The sequence below is a fragment of the Kitasatospora sp. NPDC038210 genome, from assembly GCF_055600605.1.
In genome coordinates this window covers 34,368-58,319 of sequence record NZ_JBVJYK010000017.1, presented here as the reverse complement: position 1 = coordinate 58,319, position 23,952 = coordinate 34,368, and the positions used below count along the sequence as shown (strand labels likewise).

The following is a 23,952-nucleotide window of genomic DNA, read 5'->3' as shown; positions in this document are numbered from 1 at the left end:
GACCCTCCCACCCTACGGGGCGGGGGTGACAATCCGGTCCCGTTGCGCGGGCAGCCGCACGTCCACCGCCACCAACGCGTTCGGCACGGTCCCGAACCGGGCGGCGTGCGGGCGGTGCGGGCGGTCCTGGTAGCCGTCGAGGAGCAGCCGGTTGCGGTTGAGGCAGAGCCGGTCGATCCGGGGCCGGAACAGGTCGAACAGCTCGAAGCGCTCGCGCAGCTCGGGGAAGCGGTCCTGGTGGCGCAGGACCTCGGCGCGCAGCAGGGCCCAGAACTCGGTCTCCGGCAGGCCGGTCTGCGCCTCCAGCAGCGGGGCGAGGTAGCGGAAGACGCCGATGAACAGCCCGGAGTGGATGAACTGGCAGAGCCCCTGCGCCCCCTCCCGCAGCAGCACGTCGGCGACCTCGGCGGGCAGGTCGCCCAGCTCGGGCAGGTCCTGCGAGCTGAGGTTGACGTCGTCCACGAAGTCCTTGACCGCGAGCCGGGTCGGGGTGTCGCGTTCGTCGAAGACCACGATGGCGTTCTCGCCGTGCGGGGAGAAGACCAGTCCGTACCGGTAGAGGAAGTGCAGCAGGGGCGGCAGCATCGCGGCGAACAGCCGGCCGGTCCACTCGGCCGGGGTGAGGCCGGAGCGGGCGATCAGCTCGGCGGCGAGGGCCCGCCCGTCGGAGCCGGTCTGCAGCAGGGCGGCCAGGGTGCGGGCACGCTCGCCGCCGTCCAGGCAGGGGCCGAGCGGTTCGCGCCAGATCGCGCCGAGCAGTTCCTTGTACTGGTACGGGGCCTCGGGCATCGCGCCGTAGACGGGGTGGTCGACGGTGACGGAGGCGATCTCGCCGAGGAGGATCACCCGGCACTCGTCGCGCAGGAACGGGTCGGCGTCGCGCAGGCCGTGCAGCCAGGCGGTGACGGCGGGCGCGGCCAGGGTGCGTTCGGTGGGCAGGCCGCGCCAGACCAGGGTGTTGAGGATGGACAGGGGCAGCTTGACGGTGCAGCGCTCGGGGTGGGCGGTGTTGAAGAAGGAGCGGATGGACTGCTGGGGCAGCCGTGGGTCGCCGTCCGAGGGCAGCGGAACGATCTCGCCGGAGGCGATCCAGGGCGCGAACAGGGGCAGGACCGTCTCCTCCCACTGCCAGGGGTGGACGGGCAGCAGCAGGTAGTCGTCGGCGTCCGGGCCCAGGGCGGCGCGCAGTGCCCCGACGTCGTCCAGCTCGCGGGCGTACAGCTGCTCCGGGTGTTCCAGGCCGGGCACGCCCCGGTACTCGGCGAGCCGGCGGTGGACGGCGATCCAGGGCAGTGGGCGGGGGCTGCGGGCCTCCGGGGTCCAGCGGGCGGCGTCGCCGGCGGAGAAGCCGATCCGGCCCTTGTTGGGGACGATCCAGGGGTGGCCGCCCTGCCGGCCCTCCAGCGCGGTGTGGTCGAGCTCGGCGAGTTCGGCGGCGGTGAGCGCGGTGGCGAGCTGGCGGGCGTCGGAGGTCAGGGTGGCGGAGAGTTCGCGGATCAGGTGGGCGGTGGTCTCGCCGCGCATGCCGAGGGTCTGCCGGGCGTACGGCAGGAAGCGCAGCGGGTCCAGTCCGTCGGGGCGGGAGCAGCTGATCGACCCGGGCTCGACCTGCCACCCGTCGTAGGCGCCGCGCCGGGCGGTGAAGCGGTACTCGACCTCGGGCAGCTTCAGCAGGTACTCGCCGTCGAGGGCCCCGGGGGCGGGTTTGAGCAGTTCCTCGTAGGCGAACTCGCCGAGCATCTTGGCGAGCAGGGCGCGGCCGGCCCGCTGCCAGTGCCCGGCGGTGAGGTGCGGGGGCAGGTAGAGCGGCGGTTCAGCGGCCGACGGTTGCGGCACGGGTCAGCTCCTGGGGGCGGGGGAGGACGGGGGTCTGTTCGAGGGGTGCGCTGACGGGCGGTGCCGGGACGGACGGCGCGAAGCCGGTCCAGGCGGTGCGGTCGGGCAGCCGGTGGACGGTCCGCCCGGTGACGGCGTTGAGGATCACGGCGGCGCGGTGGGCGCCGAGTCCCAGGTCGGGTGTGCCGACGCCGTGGGTGTGCAGTTCGGCGTTCTGGACGTAGAGGCCGCCGGTGAGCCCGGGCCGGGTGGCGACCCGGTGGTCCAGGTCGACCCGGTAGCGCCCGGCCTCGTCCCAGTCGATGAGGTCGGCGAGCGGTTCGAGCGCGGCCGGGCGGGCGGCCCGGTAGCCGGTGGCGAGCACGACGGCGTCGGTGCGCAGGAGGTGCTCGGCGCCGGAGTCGGTGTGCCGGCAGTGCAGTTCGAGGCCGCCGCAGGGGCCGGGGCGGGTGCCGGTGACGGCGGTGCCGGGGGTGATCTCGACCGGGGCGTCGTCGATCGGGCGGCCGATGGTGCGCTCGTAGAGGTGGTCGTGGATCTCGGCGAGGGTCTCGGCGCTGGCGGCCTTGTGGAGCTGCCACTGGGCGGTGACCAGGGCGTCCCGGACGGGTCCGGGCAGGCCGTGGAAGTAGCGGGTGTAGTCGGGGGTGAAGTGCTCCAGGCCGAGCTTGGAGTACTCCATGGGTGCGAGCGCCCGGGTGCGGGTGAGCCAGCGCAGCCGGACGCCGTCGTCCCCGTGGCGGCGGAGCAGGTCGAGGAAGACCTCGGCGCCGGACTGCCCGCTGCCGATCACGGTGATGTCCCGGGCGCCGGCCAGGTCGGCGCGGCGGTCCAGGTAGTCGGCGGAGTGGAAGGCCCGCGGGTGGTCGGCGAGGCCGGCGAAGGCGTCGGGCAGGACCGGGCGGGTGCCGACGCCGAGGGCCAGGTTGCGGGCCCGCACGGTGGACCGCCGGCCGGTCGCGGTGTCGGTCAGCTCGACCCGGTAGCAGGGCTCCTCCCCCGGTGCGGCGGCCCAGTGCAGGGCGGTGACCTCGGTGCCGAAGCGGCAGTTGGCCAGCCGCTCGGCGGCCCAGCGGCAGTAGTGGTCGTACTCGCGGCGCGGCAGCTGGAAGCGCTCGGCGAAGTAGAACGGGAACAGCCGGTCCTGTTCGCGTAGGTAGTTGAGGAAGGACCACGGGCTGGTCGGGTCCACCAGCGAGACCAGGTCGGCGAGGAACGGCACCTGCATCCGGGCCCCGTCCACCAGCATCCCGTGGTGCCAGCGGAACTCCGGGCGCTGGTCGCAGAAGAGCGTGCGCAGGCCGGGGACGGGCTGGGCGAGCGCGGCGAGCGAGAGGTTGAACGGGCCGATGCCGACGCCGAGCAGGTCGTACGGCGGCGGTGCTGGGGTGTCCACGGGGTGTCCTAGGCGGGTTCGGGGCCGGGGGCGGATCGGTCGGGGCCGGGCGGGATCGGGGCGGGGCGTGGTCGGCCCGGGCGGGGCGGGTGCTGCCCGGGCCGGGGCGGGTGCTGCCCGGGCCGGGGCGGCGCAGCCCCGCGGGCGGGGCTACACGGCGCGGGGTGCCCGGGCCCGCACCATCAGGGCAGCGCGCTTGTCGGGCAGGTCGAGTTCGGCGGCCGCCCGGAACCCGGCCCGTTCGAAGGCCCGGACCGAGCGCCGGTTGCGGACGTCCGGTTCCGCGACGACCCGCTCGCAGGCCGGGCGGCGGCGCAGGATCCGTTCGGCGAGCGCGGCCAGCAGGACGGCCCCGAGCCCCCGGCCGCGGCTGGCGGCGGGGCCGAGCAGCAGGTGGACGCCGGTGTCGTGCGGCCGGGCCGGGTAGTGCGCGGCCAGCGGGTCGAGGTCGGCGCGGTAGACCTCCCAGTAGCTCATCGGCTCGCCGTCGAGCAGGCCGAGGCAGGGGACGCTGCGGCCGTCGCCGTCCAGCTGCGCCCGGACGTGCCGGCCGGTGGCCTCCGCCGGCCCGGCGAGCTCCCAGAAGGCCGCGACCTCGGGGTCGTTCATCCACCCGGCGAGCAGTTCCAGGTCGGCGGGCAGCCGGACCGGGCTGAGCCGGAACTCGCCGGCCGGGGTGGGGATCGCGCCCCACCCGGGCAGGTCGTCCAGCATCAGCCACCCGCCACCGGGTTGGGGATGTCCACGTAGACGGACTGGCTGGCGACCGGGCCGACCAGTTCGTCCATGCCGTTGATCCGGGTGAGCAGGTTGGCCTTGCAGGGCAGCGTGGGCGCGTCCAGCAGCAGGGCGGGCAGCGCCGAGCCGGTGGCGGCGACCCGCGGTCCGGCCAGGAACCGGCGCAGCGCGGCCAGCAGCACCGTCTCGTCGGCCAGTCGCTGGGAGCCGAGGGCGCCGATCAGGCCGAGGACGTGGTTGATCCCGAGGTAGTAGGCGAAGTGGTGGTCGATGACCGGGTCCGGCAGGAAGGTGTCACTGTCGGCGCCGAGGCCGGGCAGCCGGGCGGTGAGCCGTTCGGCGGCGCTCTCCCGGTAGTAGTAGCCCTGGTTGTCGCGGTAGCGGCCGCCGCTCGGCCAGCCGTCGGCGTCCAGCAGGACGAGGCTGTTCTGCTGGTGCGCCTCCAGGGCGATGCCGCCCCGGCCGTCCAGCCACAGGATGGGGAGCACCACGGCGTCCAGGTAGCGCAGGAACCATTCGGCCGTCACCGTCGGCAGCGGGCGGCCGCAGCGCGCGGCGAGCGTCCGCAGGGTGTCGCCGAGCCGGGAGGGCACGGTGTCGCCGGTGCCGAGCGGCTGCTCGGCGACCAGTCCGGCGACGCACAGCGCGCGCTCGGCGGGCGCGAAGGGCTGGGCGCGCAGCACGGTGTCCAGGCCGCCCGGGTCGCCGAGCGCCGGGTGGTCGACGCCGATCCAGGCCGGGTCGCGGACGATGTCGAAGCCGGGGTGGGCGGCCCGCCACTCGGCGGCCAGGCCGCTCTCCAGCAGCCGGTGCATCTCCAGGCCGCGGTGCAGTTCCTTGCGCAGGTTCTCCCGGCGGGAGTTGGTGATCCGCAGGCCGAGCGAGAGCTTGAGCATCCAGGGGCTGCCGGGCCGGTAGACGGTGCGCACCGAGGAGGTGGGGTGCCAGGGTTCGCCGGCCGGTCCGAGGTCGTGCAGCAGTCCGTCGGCGAGCAGCGCGGCAACGGCCGGGCGGTGGGCGAGCTCGCGGGCCTGCCAGGGGTGCAGGGGCAGGGCTGCGGTGCCGGGCGGCAGGGCGAGGCGGCCGTCGAGCAGCCCGGCGGTGAGCCGGTCGGCGCTCTCGGCGACGGCGGATCCCGCGGCGAGCAGCTCGCGGTCCACGGCGTACCAGTGGAGTTGGAAGGAGCCGTGCAGTTCGGGCGAGTAGGCGGCGCTCTGCGCGGGGCCGAGGCCGTCGCGGCTCTTCGGGGTGGGGTGCAGCGGGTGGCCCAGCAGCAGGGACTGCTCGGCGGCGAGGAAGTGCGAGCGCTCCGGTCCGCCGGGCACGGCGGCGGTGCGGCGGTGCGCGAGGATCTCGGCGGTGCGGACGACCGAGTCGGCGACCCGGGCGGCGAGGTCGGCGACCTGTCCGGGGTCGGGTCGCTCGGCGGCCGCGGCGGCGAGCAGTGCGGCGGCGGTGACGGCGTCCACCGGGGCGTCGGCCCCCTCCGCCACGACGCCGCCCGCGCCGGCCGCGAGGGTGGCCGGACCGAAGCGGTGCCAGCCGCCGGGCGACCAGTAGCGGACCGGGGCGGTCAGCCGGGCGGCTCCGCCGAGGACGGCGATCCGCAGCCGGCCGTCCGGGCCGGGCCGGGCCCCGGTCTCCCGCGTCCAGCAGCGCAACAGGGCTTCCACGGCGGCCTGTTCGGCGGCGACGGCGGGGTCGGGGTGCAGCAGCGGGTCGGGCCCGGGCTGGTGCTCCTCGCGCACGGGCTCCGCCGGCTGCGGCGGTTCGGGCGGGGCTCCGGTGAGGGCGGTGCTCAAGGCTGCTCCTTGGGGCGCGTGGGGGTGCGGACGCGCGCTGTGGTGGAGGGGTCGGCGAGCGCTCTCACCGTCGCGTCAGGTAAGGGTTACCTATCCCTGAGGGGTGATCACAAGGACGGCTCACTCGTCCGGGTGAAGATCGGGGATTGTCCACCATCGGGGTGAAATGCCCTGCTGTGCCAACGAGCCGACCGGTCCCGCGTCACGGACCGGCGACCTCCTGACGGGCCCGCAACCGGGGGGCGGACACGGTCGTCCTCGTCCGCGATGGAAGACTCCAGGACGGCGGGCCCGCCCACGGCGGACCGGCCGCGCACGGACGACCCGTCACCGGACGGGCCGACACCGACCGGGCCGGCACCGGACGGACGGGCCGTCACCGGGCAGGCCGACACCGGCCGGGCCCGGAAACGCCCCGGCGAAGACCGGCCCGGAACAGACCGACCCAGCACAGAACCGACCGAGCACAGGGGGATGCGCACAGATGCCTACGATCCACCGATCAGCCCTGGCCGCCGCCGTGGTCGCCGGAACCCTGCTCGCCGTGAGCGCCTGCGGGCCGGACGGCCCGGCGGGCGACGGCCCGGGCAGCGCCGCGCCGCCGCCGTCCTCGGCCGCGGCGACCGGCGGCAGCGGCGGGGGTGGCGTGATCGGCGGGATCACCCTCCCCTCCGGCCTGCCGACCAGCCTGCTGGAGGGCCTGCCGAGGAGCTGGGACGACCTGAAGAAGTGGAAGTTCGAGGACTGGGACAAGTGGGCGTCCAAGCACGTCTTCGACAACCCGGTGGTGAAGGACTTCTGGGATCCGGACAAGATGGGCGACTCCAAGCCCGCCGAGCCGGCCCCGCCCGCCACCAAGCCCGCCCCGGCCACCCCCGCGCCCACCACCGACGACGGCGTGACCGACCCCGAACCGCCGGTGGTCAACGCCGTCGCGCTGCCCCGCCCGTACACCAAGCAGCCCTCCGGCAAGGTGTTCTTCTCCGCCAAGGGGGGCCGCGGCAACTGCTCGGCGACGGTGATCGCCGACCCGCAGCACCCGGGCCGGAGCAACCTGGTCTGGACGGCCGGCCACTGCGTGCACGAGGGCAAGGGCGGCAGCTTCTACAAGGACCTGGTGTTCGTGCCCGCCTACAACAACTCGGGCGCCTCCAGCGGCGGCAAGCGCGCACCGCTGTCCGAACTGGCCCCGCTCGGCACCTGGTGGGCCGACCAGGTCACCACCTCGCCGCAGTGGATGGTCGAGGGCGGCGGCACCGGCGACGCCGCCAACCAGTACGACTTCGCCGTCATGCGCGTGCACAACCAGAACGACACCGGCAAGTCCCTGGAGGAAACGGTCGGTTCGGCCGTCCCGGTGTGGTTCGACGCCCCGCGCGACAAGCTGAACGTCTCGGCCGTCGGCTACCCGCTGCTCAAGCCGTTCGACGGCCAGGAGCTGTACAAGTGCGACGGCGGCAAGCCGACCCGGCTCTCCTTCGACGCCAAGCGCCCGACGATGCTCACGATCGGCTGCAACATGACCCAGGGCTCCAGCGGCGGCGGCTGGTTCGCCACCATGCCCGACGGGAAGACCGCCCTGGTCAGCAACACCTCGATCGGCACCCAGGACCACACCTCGCTCAGCGGCCCGTACCTGGAGACGGTCGCCAGGCAGGCCCTGGACTGGATCTCCAGGAAGCAGTAGCCGCCACCGGGGGGCGGAGCGGAAACACCAGCACAGCACGGGGGACGATCCAGCATGCCGACGAACACCAGCCGGGGGCGCCGCGCCAGGACGGCCGGCGCCGCGCTGCTCGCCGCGGCCGCCCTGGCCGCAGCCGGCTGCGGCCCGGACGGCCCCGCCCGGCCGGTCGCCCCGCCCCCCGCCCTCCCCACCTCCGCGCCCACCAGCCTGGGCGACCTGACGGGCTGGAAGCTGGAGGACTGGACGAAGTACGTCGCCGACAGCAGGTTCGCCAACGAGACCGCGGCGGGCTTCTGGTCGGCCGCCCGGATGGACGCCGCCAAGCCCCGGCCCACCCCGGAGTACTCGCTCACCGCCCCCGCCGCCGCCGGCGTCGAACGGGACGCCCCGCCCGCCGCCGTCCCGGCCCAGCCCCAGCCGCACCCGTACGGCCAGGCCACCGCCGTGGTCGGCCGGCTCTTCATGACCACGCCGCAGGGCGACGCGGCCTGCTCCGCCACCGTGGTCGCCGACCCGGTCAACCCCGGGCGCAGCAACCTCGTCTACACCGCCGCGCACTGCCTGCACGACGGCGGGGGCGGCGGCTGGCAGAAGAACCTGGTGTTCGTGCCCGGCTTCAACCGGGACGGCCAGGCGGGCCGCGGCAAGCCGCACTCCGACGCGCAGAGCGCCCCGTACGGCCGGTGGACGGCGGTGCGCGCGCTGGTGTCGCCGACCTGGCTCCAGGAGAGCGGCGTCGGCGCCCACAACCAGTTCGACTACGGGATCCTGCGGGTGCGTGCCGAGAACGGCTCCGGCGCGTCCCTGGAGGAGACGGTCGGCGGCTCGGTCCCGGTCTGGTTCAACGCCCCGCGCGACCGGATCACCGCGGCCGCGGCCTACGGCTACCCGGCCGAGCGGCCCTTCGACGGCACGGAGCTGGACCACTGCGACTCCCCGGTCCCGCCCGGCCGCCTCTCCTTCGACCCGACCCGCCCGCCGATGTACGTGATCGGCTGCGCCATGACCGCCGGGTCGAGCGGCGGCGGCTGGTTCGTCACCAGGGACGGCAAGCCCAACCTGATCAGCGTCGGCGCGATCGGCGACCGCAGTCCGGCCGGGTACCAGGCCGGCCCTTCGCTGCAGGACCAGGCGAAGCAGGCCTTCGACTTCTTCGCCAAGAACGTCCGCTAGCCCCGCCCGCCGGCCCCGTCAGCGGGCCACGCCCGCCGGCCCCGGCCGATGACCGCGCACGCACGCGGAGGGCCCCCGGACCACGGTCCGGGGGCCCTCAGTGCGCTCGCGCGTCAGCCCTGCAGGGCCACCGCGAAGTGCTCCAGCTCGGCGGCCAGCTCGGCCGCCACCTTGGCGTGCAGCAGCGTGCCCTCGCCGGTGTGCTCGGTGGAGAGCAGCTCGCCCTCCGCGTGCACCCGGGAGACCAGCGCGCCCTGGGTGTAGGGCACCAGGGCCCGCACCTCGACGGCCGGTCGCGGCAGCTCGTCGTCGATGAGCTTGAGCAGCTCCTCGATGCCCGCGCCACTGCGGGCCGACACCACGATGGCGTGCGGCTCGCGGCGCAGCAGGCGCTGCAGCACGTGCGGGTCGGCGGCGTCCGCCTTGTTGATCACCACGATCTCCGGCACGTTCTGTGCGTCGACCGAGACGATGACCTCGCGGACGGCGGCCAGCTGCGTCTCCGGCTCGGGGTGCGAGCCGTCCACCACGTGCAGGATGAGGTCCGCGTCGGCGACCTCCTCCATGGTCGAGCGGAAGGCCTCGACCAGGTGGTGCGGCAGGTGCCGGACGAAGCCGACGGTGTCGGCCAGGGTGTAGACCCGCCCGCTCGGGGTCTGGGCCCGGCGGACCGTCGGGTCCAGGGTGGCGAACAGCGCGTTCTCCACCAGCACGCCCGCGCCGGTGAGCCGGTTGAGCAGGGAGGACTTGCCGGCGTTGGTGTACCCGGCGATGGCCACCGACGGCACCTGGTGGCGCTTGCGCTCCTGGCGCTTGGTGTCGCGGCCCTTCTTCATGTCGGCGATCTCCCTGCGGAGCTTCGCCATCTTCTCGCGGATCCGGCGCCGGTCGGTCTCGATCTTGGTCTCACCGGGACCACGGGTGGCCATGCCGCCGCCGGACGAGCCGGAGCCACCACCACCCATCTGCCGGGACAGCGACTGACCCCAGCCTCGCAGCCGCGGCAGCATGTACTGCATCTGCGCGAGCGAGACCTGCGCCTTGCCCTCCCGGGACTTGGCGTGCTGGGCGAAGATGTCCAGGATCAGGGCCGTCCGGTCGACGACCTTGACCTTGACCACGTCCTCCAGGTGGATCAGCTGGCCGGGGGTGAGCTCACCGTCGCAGACCACGGTGTCGGCGCCGCTGGAGGCGACGATGTCGCGCAGCTCCTGCGCCTTGCCGGAGCCGATGTAGGTGGCCGCGTCGGGCTTGTCGCGGCGCTGGATGACGCCGTCCAGCACCTCGGAACCGGCGGTCTCGGCGAGCGCGGCGAGCTCCGCCATGGAGTTCTCCGCCTCCTCCAGCGTGCCGTCGGTCCAGACGCCGACGAGCACCACGCGCTCCAGGCGGAGCTGGCGGTACTCGACCTCGGTGACGTCTTCGAGTTCGGTGGAGAGGCCGGCGACCCGGCGCAGGGCGGCGCGCTCGCTGCGGTCGTACTGGTCGCCGTCGTAGTGGTGGCCGAGGTCCTCGTCGATGGCCGCGAGGTCCTCGTCCATGAGGGCTTCCGCCCGCAGACCGTCGAAGCGGCGCGGAGCGTCGGCGTGGTCGCGGGTGTCGAACGTGGAGGTCATTCTGTCCTTTGGCTCGCTGGTACGGGTGGCTCGGGGGACCGGACGGTCCCCTCAGGAGTCTGCCCAGCTGCCGCCCCGGCTACCGTCCGGGCGGGGTGAGCTACCCCTCGGGTCCTCGGGTGGCACCGGGGCTCCTGTGCCCTGGGAACGCCGTGGACCGGCCGTGAATTCCCCATGATGGTCGCACGCCCGGCGCGGGCGGGTCATCCCCATTTCACCGGAGCGCGGCGGGCGCCCCCGTACGGCCCGACCCGCCGTACCCCGGGCCGTACGGGGGCCGGCACCCGGCCCCCGACCCCCGGCCCGGTGTCCGGCCGCCCCCCGTGCCGGCGCCTGCCCTCACGCCGGGCCGTGCGGGCGGCTGACGTCGAACACCCCGGAGACCCGCAGCATCGCCCGCATCAGCCCCGGCAGCGCGCCCGGCGCGGGCAGTTCGACGGTGTAGGTGTGCCGGACCCGCGACTCCTGCGGCGGCTCGACCTCGGCCGACACGATGCCGACCCCCTGGGCGGAGATCGCCGCCGTGAGGTCGGCCAGCAGCCGGGGCCGGTTCAGCGCCTCGGCCCGCAGGGTGGCCCGGTGCCCGGCCGCCGGGGCGTCCTGCGGCTGCCAGCGGACCTCCAGCGCGACCCGTCCGTCGGCCCGCATCCGCTCCCCCGCCGGGCAACCGGTGCGGTGCACGGCCACCGCGCCGCCGCGGATCGGGTAGCCGGCCACCTCGTCCGGCGGGACGGGCGTGCAGCAGCGCGCCAGCCGTACGGTCGCCCCGGGCCGTCCGGCCACCGCGACCGGGGCGGCCCGCTTCTCCGCGGTGCGCCGGCCGGGCGGGGCGGCCTGGGCCGCGGCGGGCCCGGTGCGGACGGCCGGCGGCCGGGCCGGCGGGTCGGCCAGCCAGCGCTCGATGGCCAGCCGGGCGGCGGGGGTGCGGGCGTGCGCCAGCCATTCGGGGGCGGGGCCGGAGGGCTGGCCGCCGCCCGCCGGCAGGGTCTCGGTGAGCACCGCGATCAGGTCGCCGTCCTCCAGCACGGTGGAGAGCGCGCTGAGCCGCCCGTTGACCCGGACCCCGATACACCGGTGGCCGGTCTCCTCGCCGAGCAGGTAGGCCGCGTCCACGCAGGTGGCGCCGGCCCTCAGCTGAAGCGTTTCGCCGCCTTCCGTCACCACGGTGATCTCGCGGTCGCCGGCCAGGTCGGCGGTGAGCGCGGACCAGAAGGCGTCCGGGTCGGGCGTCTCCTGCTGCCACTCCAGCAGTCGGCTGAGCCAGCCCGGCCGGGCCGGGTCGGTGCGGTCCAGTTCGTCGGCGTCCTGGGCGGTGGCGGCCGGGGAGGGGTCGCCCAGCGCGACCACCCCGGTCTCGGCGACGTCGTGCATCCGGCGGGTGCGGACCAGCACCTCGACCACCGCGCCGCCGCTCAGCGCCACGGCGGTGTGCAGCGACTGGTAGAGGTTGAACTTGGGCGCGGCGACGAAGTCCTTGAACTCCCCGGGCAGCGGCGTCCAGCAGGTGTGGAGTTCGCCGAGCACGGCGTAGCAGTCCGCGTTCTCCTCGACCACCACCAGCAGCCGCCCGAAGTCGGCCGGCCGCGGGCCCTGCGGCCGGCCGTCCGGTCCGGGCGCGCCGGTCCGCCTGAGCAGCACCCGGTGCAGCGAGACGCAGTGCCGGGGCCGGACGGTCACCTCGGCGGCCACGCCGGCCTCGGCCAGCTGGCGGGCCAGCTGCCGGGCGAAGGGCTCCAGCACGGTGTCCGGCCCCGCCTCGTGACCGGCCATCAGGGCGCGGGTGCGGGCGTGCTCCTCGGGGTGCAGGGTGGCGAAGACGATGTCCTCCAGCTCCGCCTTGAGCACCTGGATGCCGAGCCGTTCGGCCAGCGGGATCAGCACGTCCCGGGTGACCTTGGCGATCCGCACCTGGCTGGCCGGCTTCATGTGCCGGATGGTGCGCATGTTGTGCAGCCGGTCGGCCAGCTTGATCACCATCACCCGGACGTCGTCGCCGGTGGCGACCAGCATCTTGCGGAAGGTCTCCGCCTCGGCGGCGGCGCCGAAGTCGACCTTCTCCAGCTTCGTCACCCCGTCGACCAGGTAGGCGACTTCGGGCCCGAAGCTCGCGCCCACCTGGTCCAGGGTCAACTCGGTGTCCTCGACGGTGTCGTGGAGCAGCGAGGCGACCAGGGTGGTGGTCCCGGCGCCGAGTTGGGCCAGGATCATGGTGACGGCCAGCGGGTGGGTGATGTACGGCTCGCCGCTCTTGCGCTTCTGGCCGCGGTGGCTGGCCTCGGCGAGCCGGTACGCCCGGGCGAGCAGGCCGAGGTCGGCCTGCGGATGGTGCCGGCGGTGCACCCGGACGAGCGGTTCCAGGGCGTCCGGCACGGGCGGCCGCCCGGTGGCCAGTAACGCGGCCCGGCCGGCCCGGCCGAGGGCTGCCCGGCCGAGCTCTCCGAGGGGCCTCCTGGCCCCGGCCTGCCGTACGGTCGTCGGCTGCCCCGTCAGGGACTGCCCGGCTTCGATGGTCATCGGCACCTCCGGCAACGTCGCCGGGCGCGGCCCCTCCAGAGGGGGTGATCCTGCTACCCCTCCCAGGGGTGATCGACCCGGTGGTCCATGCTACCGAGCAGAGCACGTTCCGCGACGCCGTGGTTCCCGTCCGCGACCGGTATCACCCGATCGGGGGGATTCGTCACCGCATGAATTGGGCAAACCGGGCCGTCAGCCGCGGTGCACGGACTCCCACCAGCGCCCGTCCAGCCGTCCCTCGGCCACGATCACCGCCGGCCCGGTCATCTGCACCCCGCCGTCCGGGTGCTCGGTGATGACCAGTCGGCCGCCCAGCACGTCCACGGTGTACGCGACGGACTCGCCGGTGACGGCCGGGTCGACGCCGTCCCGGCGGATGGCGGCCACCGCGACGGCGCAGGCCCCGGTGCCGCAGGAGCGGGTCTCGCCCGAGCCGCGCTCGTGCACCCGCATCGCGACGTGCCGCGGCCCGCGGTCCACCACGAACTCGACGTTGACGCCCTCCGGGTAGACGCCCTCCGGGCTGGTGAGCGGCGCGTCGACCAGCTTCCCGGCGTGGTCGAGGCTCTCCACGAAGGCCACCGCGTGCGGGTTGCCCATGTTGACGTTCAGCGCCGGCCAGCGCCGCTCGCCGACCGCGACCTCGATGCCGTCCGGGCCGGGCAGCCGGGCGCGGCCCATGTCGATGGTGACGTCGCCGGGCGTGCCGTCCTCGGCGGCCTCCGCGACCGTCGCGGTGAGCACTCCGGAGCGGGTCGCGACGGCCAGCTCGCCGGGCTTGGCCAGGCCGGCCTCGACCAGGAAGCGGGCGAAGACCCGCAGGCCGTTGCCGCACATCTCGGCGATGCTGCCGTCGGAGTTGCGGTAGTCCATGAACCACTCGGCCCGGTCGGCCATCCCCCTGGCGGCCGGGTCGGCGGCCGAGCGCACCACGCGCAGCAGCCCGTCCCCGCCGATGCCGGCCCGCCGGTCGCACAGCGCGGCGACGGTCTCGGGACCGATCTCCAGCGCGCCGTCCGGGTCCGGGAGGATGACGAAGTCGTTCTGGGTGCCGTGCCCCTTGAAGAAGGGGATGCCGTCGTGCCGGGGAGAGGATGTGCTCACCCTCCCGATGGTACTGAGCCGGGCGGAGGTGCTCAGCGCAGGTAGGCGACCCGCCAGACCGCGAGCGCGCACGCGGCGAGCGCGATCAGGGTGTAGACCACGATCGCCTTCCAGCCGGCCCGCTGCCCGGAGCCCCGGCGCGGCAGCCCGGGCCACGTGTAGCCCGCGTGCCGGGCGGCCATCGCGCCCCAGCCGACCGAGGCGGCGGTGAGCAGCAGCCCGAGCATCCCGACCATGGTGGCGCGCGCGCCGGCCGAGCCGAAGGCGAGCGGGAAGGCGAACATCAGCGAGCCGAGGGTGCCCATCAGGGCGATCGGCAGCGTCTGCCACCAGCGCAGTCGGCGCAGCGGGCGGATCTCCCGCTCGTGCACCGCGCCACCGGGCGGGGTGCGGGTGTCCAGGGCGGGCACCGCGGCCGCGTACGAGGTCGGCGCCTGCAGTCCGGTCAGCACGGGGAGGTCGCCCATCGTCGACTCGTCGAACTCCTCGGCCGGCGCGGTGACGCTCCCGCTCTGACCGGGCTCGGGGCCGGTACCCGTCGACACACGGCCTCCCCTGACTGTTCGACACGAGCGGACTCGCGGCCGGGCACGGTCGGCCCGTTCGGCCGACCCCTATGGCATCGATGATGGCATGTCCAGGGGGGCGTTCCGGGCCTGACCGGGGTCGGCGGGTGATCCGTGGCCATCACGTGATCGGGCCGTGACCGCCGGTTCGTCCTGCACGCCCACCTGCGCGCGCAGGTGCACCGCCGAATTGGCCGGAACCCGTCCTAGACGGCCGGAACTCCCTGACGCTCGATCAGTTCGAGGGAGCGCCCGAGCAGCTCCGAGGGGTCGGTGCCGGCCGGTCGGGAGAGCCAGTTGATCCGGTCGTCCCGGCGGAACCAGGACTCCTGGCGGCGGGCGAAGCGCCTGGTGGCCCGGACGGTCTCGGCCCGCGCCTCGTCCTCGGTGCACTCGCCGCCGAAGTGGTCGAGCACCTGCTGATAGCCGAGCGCCCGGGAGGCGGTCTTCCCCTCCCGGAGCCCGATCCGCTCCAGTGCCCGCACCTCGTCGAGCAGCCCGGCCTCCCACATCCGGTCGACCCGCAGCGCGATCCGCTCGTCCAGTTCGGGGCGCGGCACGGCGACGCCGATCTGCACCGCGTCGTAGACGGCGGTGTTGGTCGGCAGGTTGGCGGTGAACGGCAGGCCGGTGATCTCGATGACCTCCAGCGCCCGGACGATCCGCCGCCCGTTGCTGGTCAGGATCGCCTCGGCGGCGGCCGGGTCCAGCTCGGCCAGCCGCCGGTGCAGCGCGTACGGGCCGGCCTCCGCCAGCTCGGCCTCCAGCCGGGCCCGCACCTGCGGGTCGGTGCCGGGGAACTCCATCTCGTCGATCGCCGCCCGGACGTACAGCCCGGAGCCGCCGACCAGGACGGGCGTGCGCCCGGCGGCGAGCAGCCGGTCGATCTCGGCCCGGGCCAGCCGCTGGTACTCGGCGACGCTGGCGGCCTCGGTGACGTCCCAGACGTCCATCAGGTGGTGCGGCACTCCGCCGCGCTCGTCCACGGTGAGCTTGGCGGTGCCGATGTCCATGCCCCGGTACAGCTGCATCGAGTCGGTGTTGATCACCTCGCCGTCGAGGCTGCGGGCGAGGGCGACGGCCAGGTCGGACTTGCCGGCGGCGGTCGCGCCGACGATCGAGATGACACGCGGGGTGCGGAGGCTGCTCACCGTTCCAGTCTCGCAAAACCCGCGCGGTGCCGGGGACCGGGCTGCCGGTCGCCCGCCGCGGCGCGACGACGGGACCGTTCCCGGGGCCCTCCTCCGGACCGCTTCCGGCCGTTTCCCCAGGTGATGCCCGGTTTGCGAACGCTTCCCGGGGTACGGACGTTGTGCAGGGGACGGGGACCGACCGGACGACGGGGAAGGGTGAGACCGCCATGGGTCTGATGGACAACCTCAAGGGCAAGGCCGAGGAGTTCAAGGAGAAGGCCAGCGAGCTGGCCGGCAAGCACAGCGACCAGATCGAGCGGGCCGTGGACAAGGCCGGCGGCGCGATCGACAAGGCGACCAAGGGCAAGTACAGCGACAAGATCGAGCACGGTGCCGGCAAGGCCAAGGACGCCGTCGGCGACTTCGCCCACAAGCCGAAGCCGGGCGAGCCGGGGCAGCCCCCGCGGTCCTGACGCGCGTCAGGACCAGGACGCCACGAAGTACCCGACCCCGTACGGCGCCTCCTGGTAGCCCAGCCGCCCGGTCAGGCCGGCGCCCTCCGCGGCGCCGGCCAGCACCTGCCAGGGCGCCCGTCCCCCGGCCTTGAGCTCGGCGGCCAGGCCCGCGTCCAGCGCGGCCAGGGCGGGCAGGTCGGCCGAGCCCAGGGCGGCGGCCAGCGCCGCGTCGAAGCCCTCGGCCCGCTCGTCCAGGTAGCCGGGCGCCTTCACCGAGCGGCAGGCGCTGCCGTCGCCGAGCACCAGCAGGGCGACCCGGTCGGCGAGCCCGGCCAGGCCCTGGCCGAGGCCGAGCATCCGGTCGGCCGGGGCGTCGGCGGGCACCGCGCAGGCGTGCGTCGGCAGGGTCACCCCGGCGCGCTCCAGCAGCCAGGCGCCGACGGTCAGCGAGGGCGCCAGCTCCGGTCCCTCGACCCGCTCCCCCGGCAGCTTGGCGACCAGCGGCACCCCGTAGCGGTGGAAGGAGCCGGCCCCGCCCTCGGTCCACACCTCGGCCTCCGGCCCGGTGCCGACCACCACGACCAGCTGCGGCCCGGCCGCGACCAGCGCCGCCAGCGCCTCGTCGCAGGCGGCGCGCAGCGCGTCCAGCTCGCTCGCCGCCCCGGCGGCGACCTCCGGGACGAGCAGCGGCGGACAGGGGCACACGGCGGCGGCTACCAGCATGTGGATCACTCTAGCCAACGACGGCGGCGGCCCGGCGGGACTCGGGAGTCCCGCCGGGCCGCCGGTACGGGCAGCGCGTCAGTCGCCGCAGCAGGCCCCGCCCGCCGGCGCCGCCAGGGGCAGCGCGGCCGGGGCGCCGACGGACGGCAGTCCGAGCATCACGCCGGCCGGCTTGGCGGCGGGCTTGGCCTGGCGCTTCTCCCAGGCGTCACCGGCCCGGGTGCGGCGCACCGCGAGCGTCGGGCCCTCGGCCAGCAGGTGGTGCGGGGCGGCGTAGGTGATCTCGACGGTCACCATGTCGCCCGGGCGCACCGGCTCCTCGGGCTTGGTGAAGTGGACCAGGCGGTTGTCGGGAGCCCGGCCGGAGAGGCGCCGGGTCTGGTCGTCCTTCTTGCCCTCGCCCTCGGCGACCAGGATCTCCAGGGTCCGCCCGACCTGCTTCTTGTTCTCCTCCCAGGAGATCTCCTCCTGGAGGGCGATCAGGCGGTCGTAGCGGGCCTGCACGACCTCCTTCGGCACCTGGTCCTCCATCTCCGCCGCCGGGGTGCCGGGGCGCTTGGAGTACTGGAAGGTGAAGGCGTTGGTGAAGCGGGCCTCGCGGACGACGTGCATGGTGTCCTCGAAGTCCTCCTCGGTCTCGCCGGGGAAGCCCACGATGATGTCGGTGGAGATCGCCGCGTCCGGCATCGCCTCGCGGACCTTCGCGATGATCCCGAGGAAGCGTTCCTGGCGGTAGGAGCGGCGCATCGCCTTGAGCACGCGGTCCGAGCCGGACTGCAGCGGCATGTGCAGCTGGTGCATCACGTTCGGCGTCTCGGCCATCGCGGCGATCACGTCGTCGGTGAAGTCGCGCGGGTGCGGCGAGGTGAAGCGGATCCGCTCCAGGCCCTCGACCTGCCCGGCGGCGCGCAGCAGCTTGGAGAAGGCCTCGCGGTCGCCCAGGTCGGAGCCGTAGGCGTTGACGTTCTGGCCGAGCAGGGTGACCTCGATGACGCCCTCGTCCACCAGCGCCTCGATCTCGGCGAGGACGTCGCCGGGGCGGCGGTCCTCCTCCTTGCCGCGCAGCGCGGGGACGATGCAGAAGGTGCAGGTGTTGTTGCAGCCGACCGAGATCGAGACCCAGGCGGCGTACGCGGAGTCGCGGCGGGTCGGGAGGGTGGAGGGGAAGGTCTCCAGCGACTCCAGGATCTCGACCTGGGCCTTGCGCTCGATCGCGGCCCGCTCCAGCAGCGCCGGCAGGTGCCCGATGTTGTGGGTGCCGAACACCACGTCGACCCAGGGGGCGCGCTTGACGATGGTGTCGCGGTCCTTCTGGGCCAGGCAGCCGCCGACGGCGATCTGCATGCCCTGGTGGCGGCTCTTGACCGGCGCCAGCTGGCCGAGGTTGCCGTACAGCTTGTTGTCGGCGTTCTCGCGCACCGCGCAGGTGTTGAACACCACCAGGTCCGGGTCGCCCTCGGGCCCGGCCTTGACGTAGCCCGCCTCCTCCAGCAGCCCGGACAGCCGCTCGGAGTCGTGGACGTTCATCTGACAGCCGTGCGTGACGACCTTGTAGCTCTTCAATCCGCTCTCACCGCTCACCAGACCAGGGTACGGGCAGCCGCGCAGCGGTTTTCCCGAAGCTTCCCCGTCCCGTCCCGGGAGCCTCCCCAGCCCTTTCACCGAACATTCCCCGTCCCGTTCCACTCCCGTTCGGCCGGAGCGCCTGGCAGTATCCCTGCATGGCCCCCACCACCCCGTCCCGCCTCGGCGCCGCCGTCCGCACCGCGGCGCGCAGCCCGCTGTGGCGGACGGTGCTGGTGCTGGTGCTGCTGGTCGCCGGCTTCGGCGGCTGGTGGCTGTCGGCGGGCCGCTCGCCCGGGTACCCGCGCGGGGAGGTCCGCTTCGCCACCGGCGTGCAGCGCGGCGTCTACGACCGGTACGGGCAGCTGCTGCAGGCACACGTCTCCGGGACGATGCCGGGGGTGCGGCTGGCCCTGGACAACACCGAGGGCTCGATAGAGAACCTCAGCCGGGTGATCACCGGCCGGGACACCTTCGCGATCGCCACCGCCGACGCGGTCGCCGACTACCAGGGCCCGGACAAGGGCCGGCTGCGGGCGATCGCCCGGCTCTACGACGACTACCTGCAGCTGATCGTCCCGGCCTCCTCCCCGGTGCACCGCACCGCCGACCTCAAGGGCCTGCGGGTCGGCGTCGGCCTGCCGCAGTCCGGGGTGAACCTGGTGACCAAGCGGCTGCTGGCCGCGGCCGGGCTGGACCCGGAGCGGGACATCGTCCCGGTGCCGAAGGGGGTCGGCGAGGCCGCCGACGACCTGCGCACGGGCGGGCTGGACGCGTTCTTCTGGTCCGGCGGCCTGCCCACCAGCGCGCTCACCGACCTCTCCGACCACGTCAAGATCCGGATCGTGCCGCTGAGCGACCTCTCCGAGGCGCTGCACAAGGCCGAGGGCGGCGGCACCGACGCCTACCGGGCGGCCACCATGCCCACGGGCACCTACCCGAACGCCGAGCCCAAGGACGCCGTGGCCACGGTGGCCGTGCCCAACCTGCTGATCACCCGGGACGACGCGGACCCGGACCTGGTCGAGGGCATGACCCGCGCGGTGATCGACAGCCGCGACCAGATCGGCGCCCAGGTGCACGCCGCCCAGCTGGTCGACCTGCGCACCGCCGTCTACACCGACCCGCTCCCGCTGCACACGGGCGCGGCGCGCTACTACCGCTCGGTGAAGCCCTGACGGTGCCCCGGCCCGTGACGACGCCCCGCCCGTGACGACGCCCCGCCCGTGACGGGGCGCGCCCGGCACCGGCCACCGGGCCCGGCTACTTCTCCGGCCGCGGCACCGCCAGCGTCACCGCGAGCCCGGTCGGCTTGACCGGCGCGAAGCCCAGCGAGCCGCCGCCGGCCGCCAGCAGCGTACGGGCGATGGACAGGCCCAGCCCGGAGCCGTCCACGTTCTGGTGCCGGGGGCTGCGCCAGAAGCGGTCGCCGGCCCGGGACAGCTCGTCCTCGGTGAGGCCGGGCCCGGCGTCGGTGACGGTGACCGCGACCTCGTCCCGGCGCACCGATACCCGTAGGCGCACCTCGCTGCCGGCCGGGCCGAACTTGAGCGCGTTGTCCACCACGGCGTCCAGGGCCGAGCCGAAGCCGATCGGGTCCGCCATGCCGACCGCCAGGGCCGGACCGTCCCAGCGCAGCGCGATCCCGCGCTGCTCGGCGACCGGCCGCCAGGCGTCCACCCGGGCCAGGGTGAGCTCGGCCAGGTCGGTGCGCTCCGGTTCGGGGCGGGCGTGCTCGGCGGTGGCCAGCCCGAGCAGGTCGTCCAGCACCCGGGCGAGCCGGGTGCCCTCCTCCCGTACGCCGCTGAGCTCCTCCTCGTGGCCCTCGGGCAGCTCCAGGCCGAGCACCTCGACCCGCAGCAGCAGTGCCGAGAGCGGGTTGCGCAGCTGGTGGGAGGCGTCCGCGACGAAGGCCTTCTGCTGGTCCATGGCGAGCACCACGTGGTCCGCCATCTCGTTGAAGGAGCGCGCCAGGCGCTGCAGTTCGGGCGGGCCGCCGCCGGGGGCGACCCGGGCGGCCATCCGGCCGGTGGCGATGTCGTGGGTGGCCCGGTCCAGGGTGCGCACCGGGCGCAGCACCCATTCGGTGAGCCGGACGGCCAGCAGCACGGCGACGATCATCGCGGCGGCCTCGCCCGCGACCAGCACCAGCCACTTGTGCAGCACCCGGGTGCGCAGCGCCCCGGTGGGGGACTCGCTCAGCACCACCGCGACCACGTCGCCGTCGCGCACCACCGGGGCGGCGACGGTGATCGTCCGGTCCGGCGTCCACGGCCAGACCTGCGGCGGGTTGTGGCTGCGCCGCCCGTCCAGCGCCTCCTGGAAGGCCTGGGCGCCCCAGCCGGCGGTGGGCACCCGCCAGTCGGCGGGCGCGGCGGCGATCGGCAGGCCGTCGCGCTGGAAGATGCCCAGGCGCACGCCGTAGAGGTCGAAGTAGCGGCGGACCTCGGCGTCGATCGAGTGCTGTCGGCTGAGGTCCCCGGGGGCGGGCTCCGGATCGCCCTTGCGCGCCGAGTCGGCAGCGCCGGAGGTGGGCAGGTCCTGGGCGAAGCGGGCGGCGTCGTCGAGCCGGTCGACGACGACCCTGGTCTGCTCGGCCGCCGCGACCGCCGCCGCGAGCGGCAGCCCCAGGGCGGCCAGGACGCAGAGCATGAGGGCGATCAGGATGCCGAGCAGGCGGGTGCGCACGTGCGGTCAGTGCTCCGCGGGGGCGTTCGGGGCCGGGTCCGCAGCGGCGGGCGCCGGGGACTCGGGGATCAGGCGGTAGCCGACGCCGCGGACGGCCTCGACCAGGCCGGGCAGCGCGAGCTTGTTGCGCAGCGAGCCGATGTGCACCTCCAGGGTGCGCCCGTTGCCCTCCCAGCCGCTGCGCCAGACCTCGCTGAAGATCTGCTCGCGCCGGTAGACCACGCCGGGGCTCTGCGCGAGCAGGGCGAGCAGGTCGAACTCCTTGCGGGTGAGCGGCACGTCGCGGCCGTCCACGCTGACCCGGCGGCGCTCCCGGTCGATCCGGATGCCGCGGGACTCCAGCGGGCCGCGCTGCTGCGGCACGGCGTCGGGCGCGGGCACCGACACCGAGGAGGGGGCGGCGCCGCGGCGGGCCACCGCGTGGATGCGGGCGAGCAGCTCGCCCATGTCGTACGGCTTGGTGACGTAGTCGTCGGCGCCCAGGTTGAGGCCGTGGATCCGGGAGCGGACGTCGGCGCGGGCAGTGACCATGATCACGGGCACGCCGCTGCCGGCCCTGATCCGGCTGCACACCTCGAAGCCGTCGCGATCGGGCAGCCCGAGGTCGAGCAGCACCACCCGGTACGGATCGTTGCCGTCCGGCACCAGGGCGTCCAGGGCCTCGTGCCCGCTTCGGGCGTGCCGGACCTGGAAGCCGTGCCGGCCCAGTACCGCGACGAGCGCGGCGGCCACGCGTTCGTCGTCCTCGACGAGCAGCAGTCGCATCCTGTTCTCCTCCTTCCCCCACGTGATCACCGGTGATCGCCGGGCCGATCGGTCCGGCCCGGTCCTGCGCAGTATGGGCCAGCGGACGGTCCTGCGCCAGGTTCGACCGCGCACCGGGCTCGTGGGGGACGGGGAGCACCGGCGCGGATTCCCGCTGTGACATGCCCCGTCGGCGCGTTCGCGAACAGTACGTACCGAGCGTGTGGCCGTTTCGTGATCCTCAAGTTCCGCTCAGATCGGCTGACGGCGCGCGGTCAGGGCTCCTATGGTCGGCCCACCGGGGGCTGCGGCTCCGCCGGTCGCGGCTCCCGGATTCGCACCACCATTGCCTCCCAAGGGAGTTGAGACTTCTCAGGTAGGCACGATCCGATACAGAGGGAGCAGGCGCGATGACCGAGAGCCCGGTCCAGGACTCCACCCCCGCAGCCGCCCCACTGGTCGTGCTGAACAACGTCAACAAGCACTACGGCGCGCTGCACGTCCTGCAGGACATCGATCTGCAGATCGCCCAGGGCGAGGTGGTCGTGCTGATCGGCCCGTCCGGTTCGGGCAAGTCCACGCTCTGCCGGACGATCAACCGGCTGGAGACCATCGACTCCGGCACGATCACCATCGACGGCCGGCCGCTGCCCGCCGAGGGCAAGGAGCTGGCCCGGCTGCGCGCCGAGGTCGGCATGGTGTTCCAGAGCTTCAACCTCTTCGCGCACAAGACCGTGCTGGAGAACGTCGTCATCGGCCAGGTCAAGGTGCGCAAGGTGCCCCGCCCGCAGGCCGAGAAGACCGCCCGGGAACTGCTGGACCGCGTCGGTGTCGGCGCGCAGGCGGACAAGTTCCCCGCCCAGCTGTCCGGCGGCCAGCAGCAGCGCGTGGCGATCGCCCGCGCACTGGCCATGAAGCCCAAGGTGATGCTCTTCGACGAGCCCACCTCGGCGCTCGACCCGGAGATGGTCAACGAGGTGCTGGAGGTCATGCGCCGACTGGCCGCCGAGGGCATGACGATGGTCGTGGTCACCCACGAGATGGGCTTCGCCCGCTCCGCCGCCAACCGCGTGCTGTTCATGGCCGACGGCAAGATCGTCGAGCAGAACACCCCCGATGCCTTCTTCACGGCGCCGCGCTCCGACCGCGCCAAGGACTTCCTCTCGAAGATCCTGCACCACTGACGCTTCGAGACCACGCGGGGCCGCCTCCGGCAACAGTGCCGATCAGCCCTGCCCGCGCACGACTTCCAGACTCCAGAGCCCGGTTGAAACCGCGGCCCAGCCCCAGGAGAACGCCCTCATGAGGACTTCCCGCACCCTCGCCGTCGCGCTCTGTGCCGTCGCGCTCACCGCCACCGCCGCCTGCGGCAAGGACGGCACCCCCGGTGCCGCCGCCAGCGCGAGCAACGCCCCCAAGCTCCCGACCTACACGGTCAAGACGGACGCCAAGGTCGACTCGCCGGTCATCGCCGAGGCCAAGAAGCGCGGCCAGCTGATCATCGGCGCCAAGGCCGACCAGCCGAACCTCGGCTGGGAGGACGTCGCCAGCGGCGACCGCAGCGGCTTCGACATCGAGATCGCCAAGATGATCGCCGCCGACCTGGGCTTCACCCCCCAGCAGATCAAGTGGCAGACCCTGGTCTCCTCGCAGCGCGAGCCCGCCATCCAGAAGGGCCAGATCGACTTCTACGTCGGCACGTACAGCATCAACGACGAGCGCAAGAAGACCGTCTCCTTCGCCGGCCCGTACTACATCGCCGGCCAGGACCTGCTGGTGAAGCAGGACAACACCTCGATCACCGGCCCGGAGAGCGTGGGCGGCAAGAACGTCTGCACCGCCACCGGCTCGACCTCGATCAAGAACATCCAGCAGTACAACCCGAAGATCACGCAGTTCGACACCTACTCGGCCTGCGTCGAGAAGCTCCTCTCCGGCGAGGTCGACGCCGTCACCACCGACGACGCCATCCTCAAGGGCTACGCCTCCAAGTACGCCGGCAAGCTCAAGGTCGTCGGCAAGCCGTTCACCAAGGAGAACTACGGCGTCGGCCTCGGCAAGGACGACGCGGTGCTGCGCAACGCCATCAGCGACGCCCTCAAGGCCCACGAGGACAACGGCGACTGGAAGAAGGCGTACGACGCGACCCTCGGTGCCTCCGGCTCCGCCGCGCCGGACGTCCCGGCCCTCGACCGCTACTGATCCGCCCTCCGC

19 protein-coding genes are annotated in these 23,952 nt (G+C 74.2%); 6 read left to right on the top strand and 13 right to left on the bottom strand.

Annotation, left to right across the window (positions count from 1 at the left end):
• Window positions 1–12: 12 nt before the first annotated feature.
• From ACZ7KX_RS29890 to ACZ7KX_RS29875, 4 genes are all read right to left on the bottom strand, one after another.
• Window positions 13–1,836, bottom strand: coding sequence for an IucA/IucC family protein (locus ACZ7KX_RS29890; RefSeq protein ID WP_470329182.1), 1,824 nt, complete (start codon window positions 1,834–1,836; stop codon window positions 13–15).
• Window positions 1,814–3,232: a lysine N(6)-hydroxylase/L-ornithine N(5)-oxygenase family protein gene (locus ACZ7KX_RS29885; RefSeq protein ID WP_470329181.1), complete on the bottom strand. Its 1,419-nt coding sequence runs from the start codon at window positions 3,230–3,232 to the stop codon at window positions 1,814–1,816. The genes ACZ7KX_RS29890 and ACZ7KX_RS29885 overlap by 23 nt, the downstream gene beginning before the upstream one ends.
• A gap of 150 nt (window positions 3,233–3,382) precedes the next feature.
• Entirely contained in the window at window positions 3,383–4,054 is a 672-nt protein-coding gene (locus ACZ7KX_RS29880; RefSeq protein WP_470329229.1) for a GNAT family N-acetyltransferase, read from the bottom strand.
• The gene (locus tag ACZ7KX_RS29875) at window positions 3,946–5,772 is read right to left on the bottom strand and encodes an IucA/IucC family protein (protein ID WP_470329180.1); all 1,827 of its coding nucleotides are present in this window, start codon (window positions 5,770–5,772) and stop codon (window positions 3,946–3,948) included. The genes ACZ7KX_RS29880 and ACZ7KX_RS29875 overlap by 109 nt, the downstream gene beginning before the upstream one ends.
• 484 nt (window positions 5,773–6,256) lie before the next feature.
• On the opposite strand from ACZ7KX_RS29875, the gene ACZ7KX_RS29870 reads away from it, so the two are divergent.
• Both ACZ7KX_RS29870 and ACZ7KX_RS29865 read left to right on the top strand, forming a co-directional pair.
• Window positions 6,257–7,459, top strand: a complete 1,203-nt coding sequence (locus ACZ7KX_RS29870; protein WP_470329179.1) for a trypsin-like serine peptidase — start codon at window positions 6,257–6,259, stop codon at window positions 7,457–7,459.
• Between the two features lie 54 nt (window positions 7,460–7,513).
• Window positions 7,514–8,632 carry a trypsin-like serine peptidase gene (locus tag ACZ7KX_RS29865; RefSeq protein WP_470329178.1) on the top strand — a complete coding sequence of 373 codons (1,119 nt, stop codon included), beginning with the start codon at window positions 7,514–7,516 and terminating at the stop codon, window positions 8,630–8,632.
• Between the two features lie 113 nt (window positions 8,633–8,745).
• Here ACZ7KX_RS29865 and hflX read toward each other — a convergent pair whose 3' ends face one another.
• The 5 genes from hflX to miaA form a co-directional block, all read right to left on the bottom strand.
• Complete coding sequence (hflX, locus tag ACZ7KX_RS29860; protein ID WP_470329177.1) at window positions 8,746–10,248, bottom strand: GTPase HflX; 1,503 nt, start codon at window positions 10,246–10,248, stop codon at window positions 8,746–8,748.
• Between the two features lie 339 nt (window positions 10,249–10,587).
• Window positions 10,588–12,762: a RelA/SpoT family protein gene (locus tag ACZ7KX_RS29855; RefSeq protein ID WP_470329176.1), complete on the bottom strand. Its 2,175-nt coding sequence runs from the start codon at window positions 12,760–12,762 to the stop codon at window positions 10,588–10,590.
• A gap of 192 nt (window positions 12,763–12,954) precedes the next feature.
• Window positions 12,955–13,866, bottom strand: coding sequence for a diaminopimelate epimerase (dapF, locus tag ACZ7KX_RS29850; protein WP_396549651.1), 912 nt, complete (start codon window positions 13,864–13,866; stop codon window positions 12,955–12,957).
• Between the two features lie 32 nt (window positions 13,867–13,898).
• Window positions 13,899–14,411, bottom strand: coding sequence for a hypothetical protein (locus tag ACZ7KX_RS29845; RefSeq protein ID WP_470329175.1), 513 nt, complete (start codon window positions 14,409–14,411; stop codon window positions 13,899–13,901).
• 227 nt (window positions 14,412–14,638) lie between these two features.
• A complete protein-coding gene (miaA, locus tag ACZ7KX_RS29840) occupies window positions 14,639–15,583 on the bottom strand; it encodes a tRNA (adenosine(37)-N6)-dimethylallyltransferase MiaA (protein ID WP_470329174.1) in 945 nt (314 codons plus the stop codon).
• A gap of 209 nt (window positions 15,584–15,792) precedes the next feature.
• Between miaA and ACZ7KX_RS29835 the strand changes: the two genes are divergently transcribed.
• Window positions 15,793–16,038: an antitoxin gene (locus ACZ7KX_RS29835; RefSeq protein ID WP_470329173.1), complete on the top strand. Its 246-nt coding sequence runs from the start codon at window positions 15,793–15,795 to the stop codon at window positions 16,036–16,038.
• A 6-nt stretch (window positions 16,039–16,044) separates the two neighbouring features.
• Here the strand turns inward: ACZ7KX_RS29835 and ACZ7KX_RS29830 are convergent, their stop codons facing one another.
• Complete coding sequence (locus tag ACZ7KX_RS29830) at window positions 16,045–16,743, bottom strand: class III extradiol dioxygenase subunit B-like domain-containing protein (protein ID WP_350523386.1); 699 nt, start codon at window positions 16,741–16,743, stop codon at window positions 16,045–16,047.
• Window positions 16,744–16,821: 78 nt separating this feature from the next.
• The gene (gene miaB, locus ACZ7KX_RS29825; RefSeq protein ID WP_350523387.1) at window positions 16,822–18,324 is read right to left on the bottom strand and encodes a tRNA (N6-isopentenyl adenosine(37)-C2)-methylthiotransferase MiaB; all 1,503 of its coding nucleotides are present in this window, start codon (window positions 18,322–18,324) and stop codon (window positions 16,822–16,824) included.
• 140 nt (window positions 18,325–18,464) lie between these two features.
• Here miaB and ACZ7KX_RS29820 point away from each other — a divergent pair, with 140 nt between their 5' ends.
• Window positions 18,465–19,484 (top strand): TAXI family TRAP transporter solute-binding subunit, encoded by a 1,020-nt coding sequence (locus ACZ7KX_RS29820; RefSeq protein ID WP_470329172.1) that lies wholly within the window; start codon window positions 18,465–18,467, stop codon window positions 19,482–19,484.
• A gap of 85 nt (window positions 19,485–19,569) precedes the next feature.
• Here the strand turns inward: ACZ7KX_RS29820 and ACZ7KX_RS29815 are convergent, their stop codons facing one another.
• Together ACZ7KX_RS29815 and ACZ7KX_RS29810 are read right to left on the bottom strand one after the other, a co-directional pair.
• Window positions 19,570–20,994, bottom strand: coding sequence for a sensor histidine kinase (locus tag ACZ7KX_RS29815; RefSeq protein WP_470329171.1), 1,425 nt, complete (start codon window positions 20,992–20,994; stop codon window positions 19,570–19,572).
• A 6-nt stretch (window positions 20,995–21,000) separates the two neighbouring features.
• Window positions 21,001–21,759 (bottom strand): response regulator transcription factor, encoded by a 759-nt coding sequence (locus ACZ7KX_RS29810; RefSeq protein WP_470329170.1) that lies wholly within the window; start codon window positions 21,757–21,759, stop codon window positions 21,001–21,003.
• A 389-nt stretch (window positions 21,760–22,148) separates the two neighbouring features.
• On the opposite strand from ACZ7KX_RS29810, the gene ACZ7KX_RS29805 reads away from it, so the two are divergent.
• Entirely contained in the window at window positions 22,149–22,922 is a 774-nt protein-coding gene (locus tag ACZ7KX_RS29805) for an amino acid ABC transporter ATP-binding protein (RefSeq protein WP_350523391.1), read from the top strand.
• Between the two features lie 118 nt (window positions 22,923–23,040).
• Window positions 23,041–23,940: a glutamate ABC transporter substrate-binding protein gene (locus ACZ7KX_RS29800; protein WP_470329169.1), complete on the top strand. Its 900-nt coding sequence runs from the start codon at window positions 23,041–23,043 to the stop codon at window positions 23,938–23,940.
• Window positions 23,941–23,952 lie beyond the last annotated feature (12 nt).

Bases quoted from the DNA above. Each gene is read 5' to 3' on its own strand.
- ACZ7KX_RS29870 (WP_470329179.1), top strand. From the start codon at position 6,257: ATGCCTACGATCCACCGATCAGCCCTGGCCGCCGCCGTGGTCGCCGGA.
- ACZ7KX_RS29865 (WP_470329178.1), top strand. From the start codon at position 7,514: ATGCCGACGAACACCAGCCGGGGGCGCCGCGCCAGGACGGCCGGCGCC.
- hflX (WP_470329177.1), bottom strand. From the start codon at position 10,248: ATGACCTCCACGTTCGACACCCGCGACCACGCCGACGCTCCGCGCCGC.
- ACZ7KX_RS29855 (WP_470329176.1), bottom strand. From the start codon at position 12,762: ATGACCATCGAAGCCGGGCAGTCCCTGACGGGGCAGCCGACGACCGTA.
- ACZ7KX_RS29835 (WP_470329173.1), top strand. From the start codon at position 15,793: ATGGGTCTGATGGACAACCTCAAGGGCAAGGCCGAGGAGTTCAAGGAG.
- ACZ7KX_RS29830 (WP_350523386.1), bottom strand. From the start codon at position 16,743: ATGCTGGTAGCCGCCGCCGTGTGCCCCTGTCCGCCGCTGCTCGTCCCG.
- ACZ7KX_RS29820 (WP_470329172.1), top strand. From the start codon at position 18,465: ATGGCCCCCACCACCCCGTCCCGCCTCGGCGCCGCCGTCCGCACCGCG.
- ACZ7KX_RS29810 (WP_470329170.1), bottom strand. From the start codon at position 21,759: ATGCGACTGCTGCTCGTCGAGGACGACGAACGCGTGGCCGCCGCGCTC.
- ACZ7KX_RS29805 (WP_350523391.1), top strand. From the start codon at position 22,149: ATGACCGAGAGCCCGGTCCAGGACTCCACCCCCGCAGCCGCCCCACTG.
- ACZ7KX_RS29800 (WP_470329169.1), top strand. From the start codon at position 23,041: ATGAGGACTTCCCGCACCCTCGCCGTCGCGCTCTGTGCCGTCGCGCTC.